The 15,329-nt window shown below is 67.4% G+C and carries 9 protein-coding genes and 2 pseudogenes; 7 read left to right on the top strand and 4 right to left on the bottom strand.

The window, feature by feature from the left end; all coding sequences use genetic code 11:
- Window positions 1-12 precede the first annotated feature (12 nt).
- Both E2493_RS02800 and E2493_RS02805 read right to left on the bottom strand, forming a co-directional pair.
- Window positions 13-1,209, bottom strand: a complete 1,197-nt coding sequence (locus E2493_RS02800; protein ID WP_135083500.1) for an efflux RND transporter periplasmic adaptor subunit — start codon at window positions 1,207-1,209, stop codon at window positions 13-15.
- 12 nt (window positions 1,210-1,221) lie between these two features.
- Window positions 1,222-2,550: a TolC family protein gene (locus E2493_RS02805; RefSeq protein WP_135083502.1), complete on the bottom strand. Its 1,329-nt coding sequence runs from the start codon at window positions 2,548-2,550 to the stop codon at window positions 1,222-1,224.
- Between the two features lie 559 nt (window positions 2,551-3,109).
- On the opposite strand from E2493_RS02805, the gene E2493_RS02810 reads away from it, so the two are divergent.
- Window positions 3,110-3,529, top strand: coding sequence for a hypothetical protein (locus E2493_RS02810; RefSeq protein ID WP_135083504.1), 420 nt, complete (start codon window positions 3,110-3,112; stop codon window positions 3,527-3,529).
- 118 nt (window positions 3,530-3,647) lie between these two features.
- Here the strand turns inward: E2493_RS02810 and E2493_RS02815 are convergent, their stop codons facing one another.
- Both E2493_RS02815 and E2493_RS22205 read right to left on the bottom strand, forming a co-directional pair.
- Window positions 3,648-3,905, bottom strand: a complete 258-nt coding sequence (locus E2493_RS02815; RefSeq protein WP_135083506.1) for a MerR family transcriptional regulator — start codon at window positions 3,903-3,905, stop codon at window positions 3,648-3,650.
- Window positions 3,814-4,128 (bottom strand): annotated as a pseudogene (locus E2493_RS22205) (hypothetical protein); the annotation flags it as partial. The gene E2493_RS02815 and the pseudogene E2493_RS22205, both read right to left, overlap by 92 nt.
- A gap of 20 nt (window positions 4,129-4,148) precedes the next feature.
- Here E2493_RS22205 and E2493_RS02825 point away from each other — a divergent pair.
- The 6 genes and pseudogenes from E2493_RS02825 to E2493_RS02850 form a co-directional block, all read left to right on the top strand.
- Window positions 4,149-5,812: pseudogene (locus tag E2493_RS02825) on the top strand (conjugal transfer protein TraG); the annotation flags it as partial.
- A gap of 443 nt (window positions 5,813-6,255) precedes the next feature.
- Window positions 6,256-6,633, top strand: coding sequence for a hypothetical protein (locus E2493_RS02830; protein ID WP_135083508.1), 378 nt, complete (start codon window positions 6,256-6,258; stop codon window positions 6,631-6,633).
- A gap of 75 nt (window positions 6,634-6,708) precedes the next feature.
- On the top strand, window positions 6,709-8,088 hold the full coding sequence (locus E2493_RS02835) for a TolC family protein (RefSeq protein ID WP_135083510.1): 1,380 nt from the start codon (window positions 6,709-6,711) through the stop codon (window positions 8,086-8,088).
- 14 nt (window positions 8,089-8,102) lie between these two features.
- A complete protein-coding gene (locus tag E2493_RS02840; RefSeq protein WP_135083512.1) occupies window positions 8,103-9,299 on the top strand; it encodes an efflux RND transporter periplasmic adaptor subunit in 1,197 nt (398 codons plus the stop codon).
- A 70-nt stretch (window positions 9,300-9,369) separates the two neighbouring features.
- On the top strand, window positions 9,370-12,621 hold the full coding sequence (locus E2493_RS02845) for an efflux RND transporter permease subunit (RefSeq protein ID WP_135083514.1): 3,252 nt from the start codon (window positions 9,370-9,372) through the stop codon (window positions 12,619-12,621).
- Window positions 12,622-12,677: 56 nt separating this feature from the next.
- Complete coding sequence (locus E2493_RS02850; protein WP_135083516.1) at window positions 12,678-15,245, top strand: heavy metal translocating P-type ATPase; 2,568 nt, start codon at window positions 12,678-12,680, stop codon at window positions 15,243-15,245.
- The last annotated feature ends 84 nt before the right edge of the window (window positions 15,246-15,329 follow it).

Genomic DNA, 15,329 nt, shown 5'->3' on the forward strand with positions numbered 1-15,329 from the left:
TGTACCCCATGATCAATGCTCCGCCTCGCTGGCACCAAGTTCCGATTTGAGGACGAAGGCGCCGGTGGTGACGACGACCGCGCCGGGACGCAGTCCGCTCAGGATCTCGATACGGCCGCCGGCGCGCTGTCCGACACTCACCGGCACGGCCTGGAAGCCTTTCCCCTGTCGGACGAACACCACGTCCCTGCCCTCGACCGACTGGACGGCGCCTTCCGGAAGCACGATCCGGCCGTCTGTGGCCGAACCCCGCGGCGTGATGCGGGCGCGCACGCCCTGCCCCTGAACCAGCCCCGCCGGTGTTCCCTGCGGCTGCAGCACGATCGTCGCCGTCCGGCTCTCCGGGTTAAGCGACGGCGTCGTCGAACGCACCGTCGCCGCCAGCGTGGCCCCGCCGGGAAGCTCGATGACCGCCGGATCGCCGCTGCGGATGCGCTGCGCCTCGGCGGCAGGCACCGCCGCCTCGATCTGGACGCTGCGGGGGTTCGCCACCTCGAACAGCTCCGTCCCCGCCGATACATAGGCGCCGAGCTCCGCATCGACCTTGGTGATCCGGCCACCGATGAGGCTTCTCACCGCAATGTGCCGGCCGTCCGAGGTCACGCCGGCCGCCGTCACCGCCGCCTGGGTCCGCCGAAGCTCGGCCTGCGCTTGGGCGGCCTCGGCCTGGGCCGCCTCGAGGTCCTGCCGCGCCGTGATTTTGGCGTTGAACAGGCGACGCTCGCGGTTGAGCGCCGCGCCCGTCGCGGTCGCGCGCGCCGCTGCCGACGCGCGCTCGGCCATGATCGCCGCCGCGTCGCGGCTCTCGAGAAGGGCGACGGTCTCTCCTGCCCCCACGGAATCGCCGAGGCGCTTGAAGATGCGGGTGACTGCGCCGTCCGCCCGCGCGGTCAACGACGACCGACCCTCGGGCGGAGCCGTCACCGTCGCCTGCGCGAGGATCTCGGCGCCCAGTGCGCCCGGCGAGACGGTCTCCCTCTGGATGCCGACGGCAGCGATCCGGGCGGGCGTCATCTCGACGAAACCTTCGGGTCCGTGCGCTTCCTCGGCTTCCTCGCCTTCTTCGGCAGGCGCCTCGGTGGCTTGCGTCTCGGCTGCGGGCTCTCCCGATCTGCCGACCATTAGGCCTCCCAGGGCCGCCACGATCGCTATGGCCGCTGCGCCGCCGATCAACTTGGTCCGGTCGCTGGTGATTGCTGATATGTCCATGTCAAATGATCCTTATTCGGCAACGACGCGGCCGAGCTCGGCCGTTGCCAGCGCCTGCGCGAGGCGCGCGTCGATGAGGGAGGTCTGGGCGGCGCGATAGGCGCTCTGCGCGTCGAGCAGCTCGAGCAGGGTCGCTCGCCCTTCCCGATATGAGATCTCGGCGAGACGCACGGCCTCGGCCGCTTCGGGTATGGCGGCGTTCTCGAGTGCCGCCACACGTGCTGCAGCCGCGTCGACGTTCGTGATCGCGTTCTGCGCGCGAACCCTCGCCGAGGCCGTCACGCTGGCGAGATTGGCCTCTGCCGCCCGGACTCCTGCCTGCGCCGCCGCGATATTGCCCTGGTTGCGATTGAACACTGGCAGAGGCATCGAAACGCCGCCGACGAGCGCGAAATCGCCATTCTCGCGTACGTGCCGGACGCCGAGCCCGACCGCCGGATCGAGGCGAGCCTCGGAACGCTCCCGCCCCACTTCGGCCTCAGCGCGCAGCCGCTCGGCCTCGGCCAGCCGGACTTCCAGGCTGTTCTCGGGAGTCAGCGTCCTTGGCTGCAGGTCGAGCAAGGCCCCAACGACCTCGGCAGGCGGCTCGGTCACGCCGAACAGCGATGCTAGGGTGCTTCGGGACGCCCGCTCTTCGGCGCGCGCGGCCTCGAGATCGGCCAGCGCCTGCGCGGCTGCCGATCGAGCACGAATCGCGCGCAGCGGCGGCTCGCGCCCCTCCTGCACCAGGATCCCCGCAACTCGGGCGAGGTCACGGGCGCGAGCCTCGCTATCCGAGGCGATGCGCAATCGCTCCCTTGCCGTCACCGCCCTTGCGAATTGCTCGCGAACCGCCTGGGCGAGGTCGGCTCTCGCGATGGAGAGGCGCAGCTGTTCGGCGGCCAGCTCGGCCTGCGCGGCAGCGACCCGCGTACGCCGCCTACCGCCGAGATCGAGCCGCTGGTTCAGTGCGACCGTGGTCTCGGTGCCGCGGAAGCCCGAGAGATCGCCGGTTCCCGCAAAATTCTCGACCTCGACGCTGAGCTCCGGGTTCGATCGAAAGCCGGCCTGCCGGATGCGCGCCTCCGCTGCTTCTACGCGGGCCCGGGCTGCGAGGATTGCCGGTGAGCGGGCTTCAGCCTCCTCCAGCGCCTGCTGAAGCGTCAGCGAAGCTGCAAGCGGCCCCTCGCGGGGGGCCAGGAGCGGGAGGTTGGCCGCGCGCGACGGAGCCGGCGGCCCTGCCAACGGGGGCGTGCTCGGTGTCCCGACGCGCGGCGTGGCAGGCGTGCCGACCTGCGCATCCGCACTGGCTCCAAAAGGGAGCATGGCCGCGACCGACGCCGCAGCGAATAGACGATACATGAAATTGTGACTCCTGACGACGCGGATCGGCCGGCGGGAGCGAGCTCCGCCGGCGTACGAGCACGATCGTCAGGCGATTGGAGGTCTGAGAGCCGGGTGAGCTGCCATCTGTCCGCCAGGGGCGGACGGCGGCAGAACACGAATTGCGGCTGCCCGGTCGGATCGGACAATCATGCCCGCCTCCGAAGCAACGCCGATACAATGGCCGTGACAGGCGCTGTGGTGGTGAGGCGCAGCCTTCCCGTCATCGCCGGGAACCTGGTCGTCATCACCCTCGAAATGCCCTGCCGAGCTGGCCGATACTTCCGAGCAGCCCAGAATCTCTGCGGCGCGCGATGCCGTGCCCGTCCAGAGCATGATGCCGAGGAGGAGAGCGCAGAAAAGAGGGAGGAGCCGCCGCATTGCAACGCGCCGTAGCAGCGACGGGTTAAAAATGGGAGAAATTGTTTTGGTGCGAGCATGCACCGTTCGCTCCTTCGGGTCGGGTCCTTTTTGCGCGGCTATTGCGCTGACGCCGTCGGGTGCATCAGATGACCTCTGTACCTCGCAGGAGATCCCAATGAGCAGTGACCGACCCTGGATCGTCCTCGCCGCGATGGGACTGGTCCTGCTTGTCATGCTCGGCCTCATCGCGAGCATGGACCCCCGTTTGCGGAACAAGGCGCAGGACTTTCTCGGCTATGGCGGCCCGCATTCCGACGAGGAGATCGGAAGCCGCGACCTCTTCCACAGTGGCGCCGATATAGGAGGCGAAAAGGAAGGCGAGAGCTACGCTGCATACGACGCCCGTCGCAATCGCACCGCCACTGCCGGCTTCGAAGGGTTTGGATGCCCGAACACGTGCAGCGAGCACGAGGCTGGATCGCGGTGGGCCCAGGCGATGCGCATCACCAGTCCAGACCGGTGCCGGGGGGCGACGTGGCCGCTTCTCGAGGGCTGCGTGGCATATGTCACGAAGGAGACAATCATACTTCCTTAGCTTCCGCCCTAGGAGCGGTACCGCGTGGCCGCCGGACCATGCGGAATATTCGATCACACACTTTCAGAAATGCCCCGCATCGAAGCCTGTGGCGTGAATGATTGGACTTCCTCGTGGCTCAGCACGCCAAGCTCTCGATGATCGAACAATCGGGACGACCGTCCCGATAACAGCGGTTGGCCGAATCAAGCAGCGTCGCCTTCATCCCTCGAGCGCCCGAGCATTGCGGCCCCAGATCGTCGGCACGCGCGAGCGCCAGCGCCTTCACCTCGGCGCTCGACCTGTCACGATCCTGCCAGTGACTGAGGTTCAACCTCAATGGCACCGGGCCGAGCCCCGCGGCAATCCAGAATGGCTTCGGTACCGGCCCGCTCATATATCGGCTGCAACCCGGCGATCGTAGCTTCGAGCCTTTCGAATTTCGTCCTCATCCCACCAGCCGAAATCGACATCGACGTCAGATTGGCAACCCGCGCCCAAGGGTCGACGCGCGCGGCGGGATGGAGCAGGACCAGGTTACGGCGAGCGCCGCCGGCCTGCACCGAGCGATAGCGCATGCCGTCGAGCTTGAGGCGCTGCGCAACATAATCGGCGACTACCTGGGTGGGCGGACAGCCAAATGTTCGCTATCGTGTTGCTGGGGCTGTGGGCCTCGACGCAGTGGGCGGCGGCGATGCTCGCGTACCAGCCGGAGCTCGGAGCTCCGTGGTTCATGCTCGGCGGGCTGCCGGTGTACCGGCCTTGGTCGCTGTTCCCTTAGTGGTATCACTACGAGGCCTATGCGCCAGAGGTGTTCGACAAGGCCGGCACGCTCGCCGCGGCAAGCGGGTTTTTGGGCTGCGCCGCGGCGGTGATCAGATCGCTGTGGCGCGCACGACAGACCGGACTGGTGACCACCTACGGCTCGGCGCGCTGGGCTTTGGACCGGGAGGTGCGCGCCGCCGGCCTTTTCGGCGACCGCGGCGTATTCCTGGGAAGGCTCGATCGCAACTATCTCCGCCACCAGGGACCGGAGCATGTGATGGCGTTCGCGCCCACGCGGAGCGGCAAGGGCGTCGGCCTGGTCGTGCCGACGTTGCTCAGCTGGACGGACTCTGTGGTCGTGCACGACATCAAGGGTGAGAATTGGGATCTCACCGCCGGTTGGCGCTCGAAATTCTCGCACTGCCTGCTCTTCAACCCGACCGATGCGCGCTCCGCGCGCTGGAACCCGCTGCTCGAGGTGCGACGCGGCGCGCATGAAGTGCGGGACGTCCAGAATATCGCCGACATCCTCGTGGACCCGGAAGGGGCGCTGGAGCGGCGCAACCATTGGGAGAAGACCTCGTACTCGCTGCTGGTGGGGACAATCCTCCACGTCCTCTATGCCGAGGAGGAGAAGACGCTGGCGCGGGTCGCCTCTTTCCTGTCCGACCCGAGGCAGGAGTTCGTCGAAACCCTGAAGCTGATGATGGCGACAAACCATCTCGGGACGGCCGAGGCCCCGAAGGTGCATCCGGTGGTGGTCGCGTCGGCGCGGGATCTTCTCAACAAGTCGGCGAACGAGCGGTCAGGGGTTCTGTCGACGGCGCTGTCATTCCTAAGTCTCTACCGCGACCCCACGGTAGCCGCAGTGACCTCGGAGTGCGACTGGCGGATTGCAGACCTGCTGGAGGGGGAGCGGCCGGTGTCGCTTTACCTGGTCGTGCCGCCCTCCGATCTCTCGCGCACCAAGCCGCTGGTCCGCCTGATCCTGAACCAGGTCGGCCGTCGGCTGACCGAGCAGCTGCCGTTCGGCCCGGAGAAGGACCGGCGCCAGCTGCTGCTGATGCTCGATGAGTTTCCGGCGCTGGGGCGGCTCGACTTTTTCGAGACGGCGCTGGCGTTCCGCGCCGGCTACGGCGTCCGCGCCTTCCTCATCGCGCAGAGCCTGAACCAGATCGTGAAGGCCTATGGCGAGAACAACTCCGTCCTCGATAACTGCCATGTCCGGGTCGCGTTCGCGACCAACGACGAGCGAACGGCGAAGCGGATCTCGGACGCGCTCGGGACCGCGACCGAGCAGCGGGCGATGCGCAACTATGCGGGGCACCGCTCTCCCCATGGCTCGGGCATGTCATGGTCAGCCGGCAGGAGACTTCGCGGCCGCTGCTGACGCCGGGCGAGGTGATGCAGCTGCCGCCGACTGACGAGTTGGTGCTCATATCCGGCCTACCGCCGGTGCGGGCGAAGAAGCTGCGCTTCTTTGAGGACAGCAACTTTTCGTCGCGGGTGCTGCCGGCCCCAATGCTCTCTGCCAATGGCTATGTCGACTGAGCATCCCACGATCAGCACTGCCGCAGACGCGGCGATCCCGGACAGGATCGTGCGTCTCGCCACAAGATCATTCTCCGTGTTCATACTCCTGTTCGCTCCTCCAGCGGATTCGCGTGAGCGCGAGAGTGGATGAAATCGCCTCCGCGGAGGCATGGCACGGCACGGCACGGCACGGCACGGCACGGCAATCCTCGGCCGTCCGCAAGGATCCGTGTGGCCCGCTGAATCAGACGGAGGATGATCGCTCGTTGCCCGGTCTGAAGCGGCATGAACCGCGTTCCGGCCGGGACGCGCATGGTCGCGGCGCGGACTCAGGCGAAGATGGATGGTATATCAATACGAAAGCGCCGAAAAGCCTCGTCGATAGGCGCTTGTAATCGACGTTGTTGGCTGTATTTAAGGCGCACTCGGCGAGAGAGTTCTCCCTTATTATGTTCGGTCTGGATCGTGTGACGAGAATGTTGGTCGGGGTGGTCGTCACCGCCCTGATGATGCTCGTCGCCGCCACGCCGGCTCTTGCCGAGCTTGGCTGTTTCGAGGCGACGGTGAACAAGGCGGCTTACGTGTCCGTCCTGGCGTCCGTCACGCCAGTCGCCGCTCCTCAGGACGAACAGGATCAGCGGAAATCCAAGCCGGGAGGCGCTCCGGTGCATTCCGCGTTCGGCCATTGTGCGCACGGCGTGCTTGCCCCGAGCGCGGTGCCCGAGCAAGCGCAGATGGGCTATTCGTCCACGGCTTACATCAGACGGGTCGAGCCATGTCTGATCGACGCCGACGTCGTCGGTCCCGAGCACCCTCCGAAGTTCTGAAGCACTCTGTCCAGCAGCTGCCCGGCTGCGCCTTAGAGACTGCTTTAGGAAAAACATTCAATGTCATCATCAAAGATGCCGACGCGCCTGGCGCGTGCGGCGGCTGCCGCAGGCGTGCTCCGGTCGGGAGGTGTCTCGCTGCTCGCGCTCGGCGCTTTTGCACTCTCGGCTCCGGCGACGGTGCAAGCACAGGTCAGCACGCCTGCGACACCGCGCGTCGGGTCGCCGACCACGCCTCAGCTGGCAGGCCCACCGGCCCCGCTTCCGTCGAATGAAGCACTTCCCGTCCTTGTGCCACGCGAAGGTCCGCTGCCCTCCAACCTGACCCTCGAGCAGGCGCTGGAGGAGGCGGAAGCACGGTCTCCCGCTATCCTGGCGGCGCGGGCCGCCGTCGACGCCGCTCGAGGTCGCCTCAGGCAGGCCGGTTTTCGCACCAACCCCGAGCTCAGCGTGGAGGTCGAGAATTTTGCGGGGACCGGGGACCTCTCCGGTGTTCGTGGCCTCGAGACCACGGTTGCGCTGAATCAGAGACTGGATCTTGGCGGTCGCCGTCAGGCTCGGCAGGCCGTCGCCCAGGCCGAGCTGACGGCCACCCAGCTGCGTCTTGACGTGGCGCGCGCCGATCTCGCCCAGTCCGTCCGCCAGCAGTTCGCGACCGCGGTCACAGCACGCGAGCGGCTCCGGCTTGCCCAGGCCAATGAGAAGCGCGCGCAGGAACTAGCGCGCATCTCCAACACCCTTGTCGACGCCGGGCGGGAGCCGCCGCTCCGCGGATTGCGGGCGCGCTCGGCGGCCGCTCAGGCCGTCGCGGAGCTCTTGTCGGCAGAGGCCGCGGAGACCGCGTCCCGCGCGACCCTGTCCTCGCTCTTCGGCGTCAGCACGCCGCCGGAATCGGTGACCGGGCAACTTCTCGACCTGGTGCCCCGCTCGATCGACGCGGAGCAAAGTCTCGAGGTTCGACTTGCCGAGGCCGAGCGGCTGGGCGCCGAGGCCGCGCTTCGCCAGGAGATTGTCGCCCGGAAGCTCGATCCAGCCGTCGGCCTGGGCGTCCGGCATGTCCGCGAACGCGGGGATTTCGCACTCGTGGCGGGTCTTTCGCTGCCGCTCCCGGTGTTCGACAAGAACCGGGGCAACATCGAGGCGGCGCAGGCGAACGTGCGGGCCGCCGAAGCGAGGCGCGCCGCGGCCGTGGCGACGGCAACGGTGCGTGTCCGCAACGCGATCACCAATGTCGAAGCGGCAGCAGTCCGCGTGGAAGCTCTGGAGCGAGCAGCTGTTCCGGAGGCCGCTGAGGCGCTGAGGCTGGCCCAGCTGTCCTACCAGTCCGGTAAGACATCGCTGCTCGAGCTGCTCGACGCACAGAACGCCTTTTCCTCGGCCCAGGCCGCTCTCATCGATGCGCGTCTCGCGCAGGCGCTCGCGACGGCCGAACTCGGCCGCGTGGCCGCACAGTAACAGGACCAGAAGACATGGAAATCACACGTGACAGGAAGAAGATGCTCACCCTTGGGGGGGCTGCCCTTGCTGCGGTCCTGGTGGGCGGCGTGCTGCTCACGCACAGTCCTGATGGATCGGACGAGAAGGCAGCAGTCAGCGCCGAGGCGCCTGAAGGCGAAGAGGCCGCCGAGAAGGGAGGCGAGCAGCACGCTGAGGGGCTGGTGGAAATGACCCCCGAGCGGATCCAGACCGCCGGGATCCGCACCGAGAAGGTCACGGAAGGCACGCTCGGGGCCGAGATCCTGGCGCAGGCCACGGTGACGGCGCCTCCGGAAGGCAGGTCGTCGCTTGCCGCCCGGGCGGACGGAGCGGTCACGCGGATCTTCAAGCGCCTCGGAGACAATGTCGCGGCGGGTGAGACCATCGCCATCCTCGAAAGCCGGGAAGCCGCCGGCATCGTCGCGGAACGCAGCTCTGCGCAGGCCCGTGCCCAGGCGGCGCGATCTGCGCTTGCCCGCGAGCAGCGCTTGTTCAACGCGAAGATCACCGCCCGCCAGGATCTGGAAGCGGCACAGTCGGCGAATGCGCAGGCCCAGGCGGAATTGAGGCGTACGCAGGCGGCCGTCGCCGCCGCCGGAGTGAGCGGCGACGGCCGGAGCATTGCGGTCCGCAGCCTGATCAGCGGTCGCATCACCAAGGTGGACGCGGAGCTCGGCGCCTTCGTTTCGGCAGGCACGGAGCTGTTCGAGGTCGCGAACCCGCGCAGCGTGCAGATCGAAGCGGCCGTGCCCGCGCCCGACGCGCAGCGCATCCGTCCCGGCGACCCGGGCGTGATCGAGCTGCCGGGCGGCGGAACCCTCGACGCGGTCGTCCGCTCGTCGACGCCCGCCGTCAACGTCGAGAGCAGAGCGGCTACCATCGTCCTCTCGCCGATCGGAACGCCTGCCGGACTGGTTCAGGGACAGAGCCTTCGTGCCCGGATCTCGCCGCGTGGCGCCGCCACCAACGGTCGCATCGTGCTCCCCGAAGAGGCGGTTCAGTCGGTGGAAGGCCGCGACGTCGTCTTCGTGCGGGTAGCGAAAGGCTTCCAAGCGACGCCCGTCACCGTCGGGTCGCGAAGCGGCGGCCGGGTCGAGATCCTTTCCGGCCTTCGCGCCGGCAGCGAGGTCGTGACCACCGGAGCCTTCGTGATGAAGTCCGAGCTCGGCGCGAGCGAGGCGGAGCATTGATCGCGTGCTCCGCTCTCACCGCCTTCCAATTCACCGCATGCCCTCGGCATGGGTTCAGGACATCCGCTAGATGATTGACCGCCTCATAGACGCCGCCGTCCGCTTTCGCTGGGCGGTGATCGCGTTCACCCTCCTGGTCGCCGCTTACGGCGCTTTCCAGCTCCTGCGCCTGCCGATCGACGCGGTGCCGGACATCACCAACAAGCAGGTGCAGATCAACACCCAGGCGCCTGCCTTCGGGCCACTCGACATGGAGCGGCTCGTGACCTTTCCGGTCGAGACCGCAATGGCGGGCATCCCCGGACTCGAGTCGACCCGGTCGATCTCGCGCAACGGGTTCAGCCAGGTGACGGTCGTCTTCGACGACGCCGTCGATATCTATTTCGCGCGCCAGCAGGTCGCGGAGCGCCTGAACGCCGCAGGCGAGAGCCTGCCTGCCGGCGTGCAGCCCCAGATGGGTCCGCTGTCGACCGGCCTTGGCGAAGTGCTGATGTACAGCGTCGACTTCGACCGGACTGCCACTGCAAGGTCGCCGAAGATCCCGGGCCGGCCCGGTTTCCAACCCGACGGCTCGTTCCTCACGCCGCAGGGCGAACGCCTGACCGACGATGTCGCGAAGGCGGGCTATCTCAGGACGATTCAGGACTGGGTCATCCGGCCGCAACTGCGGAGCGTGCCGGGGCTTGCGGGCGTGGACTCGATCGGCGGCTACGAGAAGCAGTTCGTTGTCGAGCCGGATCCGAGCCGGCTGGCCGCATTCGGGGTTTCCTTCTCTGAGCTGGCCGAGGCGCTGGAGCGCGGCAACATCTCCGTTGGCGCCAACTTCGTTCAGCGCGCCGGGGAAGCGTTCCTCGTGCGGGCCGACGCCCGCGTCCGTGACATGGACGAGGTCGAACGCACGGCGATCGGAACAAGGAACGGCGTCTCCGTCCGCGTCGGCGACGTGGCGAACGTCCGCGTCGGCGGCGACCTGCGCACCGGCGCCGCCAGCATGAACGGGCGCGAGGTCGTGATCGGCACGGCCCTGATGCTCGTGGGGGAGAACAGCCGCATCGTCGCGCAGGCCGTGGCCGAGAGGCTGGAGCAGGTGAAGAAGTCGCTTCCGCCGGGGGTGGTGGTGAATGTGGTCTACGACCGCTCCAAGCTCGTCGACGCCACCATCGGCACGGTCGAGAAGAACCTCACCGAGGGCGCGATCCTCGTTGCCGTCGCCCTGTTCCTGCTGCTCGGCAACATTCGTGCGGCGATCATCGCCACGCTGATCATCCCTCTCTCGTTCCTGCTGATGGCGATCGGCATGAACCGGGTCGGCGTCTCCGGAAACCTCATGAGCCTCGGTGCGCTCGACTTCGGCCTGATCGTCGACGGTTCGATCATCATCATCGAGAACTGCCTGCTGCGGCTCGCCGAGCGGCAGCACAAGGAGAACAGGCTGCTCGCGCTTCCGGAGCGCCTGCACGAGGTCTACATCGCGACCAAGGAGATGATCCGGCCGACCATCTTCGGACAGGCGATCATCCTTCTGGTGTTCTCGCCACTGCTGACCTTCACCGGGGTCGAGGGCAAGACGTTCTCGCCCATGGCGATCACGGTCATGCTCGCGCTGGTGGGAGCGTTCATCCTGTCGCTGACCTTCGTGCCGGCGATGGTGGCCGTCCTCATCCGCGGGAAGGTCGCCGAGAAGGACGTGCGCGCCATCGCGTGGTTCAAGCGCGTGTACGAACCCACTCTCAGGGGCCTCGTCGCGAGGCCTTGGAAGTGGGTTGCCGGAGGTATCGCGACCCTGGTCCTCGCCGGTCTGGTCTTCACCACCCTCGGCCGGGAGTTCATCCCGACCCTGGACGAGGGCGATCTCGCCATGCAGTCGCTGCGCATCCCATCCACCTCGCTGGAGCAGTCCAAGGAACTCCAATTGCAGGTCGAACGGGCTGTCTCCACGCTTCCGGAGGTCGCCTTCATCTATTCGAAGACCGGCACCGCCGAAGTCGCGAGCGATCCCATGCCGCAGAACGCCTCCGACTCGTTCATCATCCTGAAGCCTAAGGAACAATGGCCGGAGGGAGTCGAAAGCAAGGACGAGGTCGTCGAGCGGATCCAGGGCAAGCTCAAGGGCCTGATCGGCAACGCCTACGAGGTCAGCCAGCCGATCGAGATGCGTTTCAACGAGCTCATCGCCGGCGTCCGCGGCGACATCGCCGTCAAGGTCTTCGGCGACGACATGGATCAGCTCGCCCAGGTCGCCGGGCAGATCTCCCAGGCGATGAGCGGCGTGCAAGGGACGGCCGACCTCAAGGTCGAGCAGACCGCCGGCTTCCCGACGCTGGAGGTCCAGTTCAACCGGGATGCGATCGCACGCTACGGCCTGTCGGTGCAGGACGTGACCGACACCGTCGCTGCCGCGCTCGGCGGGCGTGAGGCGGGTCTCGTGTTCGAAGGTGACCGGCGCTACGACATCGTCGTCCGTCTGGCGAATTCCACTCGCAACGACCTCGATGCGGTCGGCGCGCTGCCGGTGCTCCTGCGTGGCGAGGGTGGCATCCGGCAGTCGGTGCCCCTGCGCGAGCTCGCCAGCTTCGGCTTCTCTGAAGGCCTGAACCAGGTCAGCCGGGAGAACGGTCAGCGCCGTGTCGTCGTCCAGGCAAACGTCCGCGGCCGGGATCTCGGCTCGTACGTCGCCGAGGCGCAGGCACGTGTGGACAAGCTGAAGCTCCCGCCAGGAGTGACCATCACCTGGGGCGGCCAGTTCGAGAATCTGCAGGCGGCCTCCGCCCGCATCGCGATCATCGTGCCGATCGTGTTCGCATTGATCTTCGGGCTGCTCTTCCTGGCGCTTGGCGGCGTGATGCCGTCCCTTGCCGTCTACTCGGCGGTGCCGCTCGGCCTCGCCGGCGGCGCCTTCGGCCTGGCGCTTGCAGGGCTGCCCTTCTCGATCTCGGCGGCGGTGGGCTTCATCGTCCTCTCCGGCGTGACGGTGCTCAATGGGCTGGTGGTGATGACCAGCGTCCGTCAGCGCATCGACGAAGGGCGGGCGGTCGACGACGCGGTCGTCGAGGGTACCATGGAGCGGGTGAGGGCGGTGCTGATGACGGGCATCGTGCCTGCCATCGGCTTCGTCCCGATGGCGCTTGCGCATGGACGTGGCGCCGAGGTCCAGAAGCCGCTCGCGATCGTCGTGATCGGCGGTCTTATCGTGGCAACCATCATGACCCTCTACGTCCTTCCGGCGATCAGCCACCTGCTGCTGAAGGGACGCGGCAAGAGGCATGTCACCGGAGAATATGACGATGTGAACCTGCTCGGCGGACCTCTGCCCGCCGAGTGACCAACCGGGCCGGCAGCCGCAGCGCGCTGCCGGCCCAGCTTGCTGGAGAGATACAGGTGACGAAGCGCGAACGGCTCGATCTCCCGCTCCTTCTCCCCGACGTTCCGAACGAAGCGGATAGCTGCGTCGTGCGGCTTCTCACGGATCTTCGCGGAACCGATGGAATCTCCGAGGCGCACGTTGTCGGTGCCTCCGGCGCGGCTCCTCCCCAGTTGTGCGTGCATTATGATCCCGGGACGACGAGCATTACCCGTATTCGCGACGCCGCCCGGCGCGCGGGAGCTTCACTGACGTCCCGCTACGGACATCTGGTCTGGGACGTGACCGGGATCAATGATCAACGGCGGGCTCGCACGGTCGCGGAGCATCTGTGCACCCTGAACGGCATCATCGAAGCCAATGCGACCGCAAGCGGAACGGTGCGGGCCGAGTTCGACCGCGAGCGGATCGACGAGCTCGAGATCCTTGGCGCCCTGACCCTCGTCGGCGTTGGACGCAGGAGCACGATCATCGCGGCCCCGCCTCGACGGCATCCACGGACCGCCGCAGCGAAGGCGCAAGCTGGAAGTCGACATGGAGATCACATCCATGAACAGCACGGGCGCGCGCACGAGCACGCGGGCGAGCACAGCCACGGCGGCCCCTTCGGTGCCAACACCGAGCTGATCTTCGCATTGATCTCCGGCGGCCTCCTGGCGGCAGGCTTCATCCTCTCCCGGACCGGTGCGGTAGCTGAGATCGTGCCGACCGGCCTGTATCTCGGCGCCTACCTGTTCGGTGGCTTCTACACGCTTCGCGAAGCGATCGATTCGCTGAAGCTCCGGCGCTTCGAGATCGATACGCTGATGCTGGTTGCGGCAGCGGGCGCTGCCGCCCTCGGGGCGTTTGCGGAGGGCGCACTGCTTCTCTTCCTGTTCAGCCTTGGCCATGCTCTCGAGCATTATGCCATGGGCCGGGCGAAGCGTGCGATCGAGGCCTTGGCAAAACTCGCGCCGCAGACCGCCGTGGTCCGGCGCGGCCACTCCACGGAAGAGGTTCCTGTGGAAGCTCTGGCCGTCGGGGACATCGTTCTGGTCAAGCCCAATGAACGCCTTCCCGCCGACGGCTTCGTGGTAGAGGGGGCGAGCAGCGTGAACCAGGCGCCGGTCACCGGCGAGAGCGTTCCGGTCGAGAAGCGGCCCGTGGACGATGCTGCGGCAGCCGCTGCGGCTCCGGACCAGGTGGGCTCGGAATCGCGGGTGTTCGCCGGCACGATCAACGGGGCGGGGGCGCTCGCGCTTCGGGTCACCAGGCTCTCCTCCGAGTCGACACTGGCCAAGGTGGTCCAGATGGTCAGCGAGGCGGAGACGCAGAAATCGCCCACCCAGCGCCTCACCGACCGGTTCGAGCGGATCTTCGTGCCGGCCGTTCTGGGCCTCGTAGTCCTGCTGCTTTTCGCCTGGGTGGTTGTGGATGAGCCGTTCCGCGACAGCTTCTACCGCGCGATGGCCGTGCTCGTCGCCGCGAGCCCCTGCGCCCTCGCCATTGCCACCCCGAGCGCGGTGCTCTCGGGCGTGGCGCGTGCTGCACGAGGCGGAGTCCTGATCAAGGGCGGCGCTGCGCTGGAGGATCTCGGCGCCCTGGGCGCGATCGCCTTCGACAAGACCGGCACCCTCACTGAAGGCCGGCCTCGAGTCACGGATGTCGTCCCTGCCGAAGGAAGCACGGAAGAGGAGCTCCTCAGGATGGCGGTCGCCGTGGAGGCCCGGAGCGACCATCCGCTGGCAAGTGCGATCGTTCGAGATGGAGGGCAGCGCCTTCGGTCGCCGACGGCGGTCGCTTCTTCCGTTCGGTCGGTCATCGGGCGCGGCGTGGAGGCATCGGTAGAAGGGGAGACCGTGCACATCGGACGCGACGAGTTGTTCTCGGAGGTTGCAGGTCCCGGCTTGCCGCCCGCGGTCAAGGCCGCTGCGGATCGTCTTCGGGCCAGGGGTCGAACGATCATGATCGTCCGGCGCGGATCACACTATCTGGGGACGATCGGTCTGATGGACACGCCGCGGGCGAACGCCCGCCTTACGACGCTTCAGCTTCGGGGGCTCGGCATCGATCGAATGATCATGTTGTCGGGTGACAATCAGCGAGTGGCGCAAGCCGTCGCCGGCACCGTGGGGATCCAGGAAGCCTGGGGCGACCTCATGCCGGAGGACAAGGTCGACGCGATCAAGAAGCTCAAGGCTCAGGCAAAGGTCGCAATGGTCGGTGACGGCGTCAACGACGCTCCAGCGATGGCGAACGCGACTGTTGGAATTTCGATGGGGGCCGCAGGATCGGATGTCGCGCTGGAGACCGCCGACGTGGCGCTGATGGCGGACGACCTCGCCAAGCTCCCGTTCGCGGTAGGGCTCAGCCGGCAGGCACGCGGCATCATCCGCCAGAACGTGTTCGTCAGCCTGGGCGTGGTCGCCGTCCTGCTGCCTGCGACGATCCTCGGGCTCGGGATTGGGCCGGCCGTGTTGGCCCACGAGGGCTCCACCCTCGTCGTCGTGTTCAACGCACTGCGTCTGCTCGCCTTCCGCGAGCCTTATGGAGAAGCGAAGCATGCTATCGAGAACCCGCCAGCACGGCCGGTCCGGGCAAGTTGAGGCGGCGGGCACGCGAGCGTCGGGGAGCTGGTTGCTTGCCTGTATCGGCGGAGACCGATGGCTGCCGCGCGGCTCGCGAGCACT

The sequence above is a fragment of the Sphingomonas parva (ex Maeng et al. 2020) genome (assembly GCF_004564275.1).
In the GTDB taxonomy this organism is placed as follows: Bacteria; Pseudomonadota; Alphaproteobacteria; order Sphingomonadales; family Sphingomonadaceae; genus Allosphingosinicella; species Allosphingosinicella parva.

Bases quoted from the DNA above. Each gene is read 5' to 3' on its own strand.
- E2493_RS02835 (WP_135083510.1), top strand. From the start codon at position 6,709: ATGCCGACGCGCCTGGCGCGTGCGGCGGCTGCCGCAGGCGTGCTCCGG.
- E2493_RS02805 (WP_135083502.1), bottom strand. From the start codon at position 2,550: ATGTATCGTCTATTCGCTGCGGCGTCGGTCGCGGCCATGCTCCCTTTT.
- E2493_RS02815 (WP_135083506.1), bottom strand. From the start codon at position 3,905: ATGAGCGGGCCGGTACCGAAGCCATTCTGGATTGCCGCGGGGCTCGGC.
- E2493_RS02810 (WP_135083504.1), top strand. From the start codon at position 3,110: ATGAGCAGTGACCGACCCTGGATCGTCCTCGCCGCGATGGGACTGGTC.
- E2493_RS02800 (WP_135083500.1), bottom strand. From the start codon at position 1,209: ATGGACATATCAGCAATCACCAGCGACCGGACCAAGTTGATCGGCGGC.
- E2493_RS02845 (WP_135083514.1), top strand. From the start codon at position 9,370: ATGATTGACCGCCTCATAGACGCCGCCGTCCGCTTTCGCTGGGCGGTG.
- E2493_RS02830 (WP_135083508.1), top strand. From the start codon at position 6,256: ATGTTCGGTCTGGATCGTGTGACGAGAATGTTGGTCGGGGTGGTCGTC.
- E2493_RS02840 (WP_135083512.1), top strand. From the start codon at position 8,103: ATGGAAATCACACGTGACAGGAAGAAGATGCTCACCCTTGGGGGGGCT.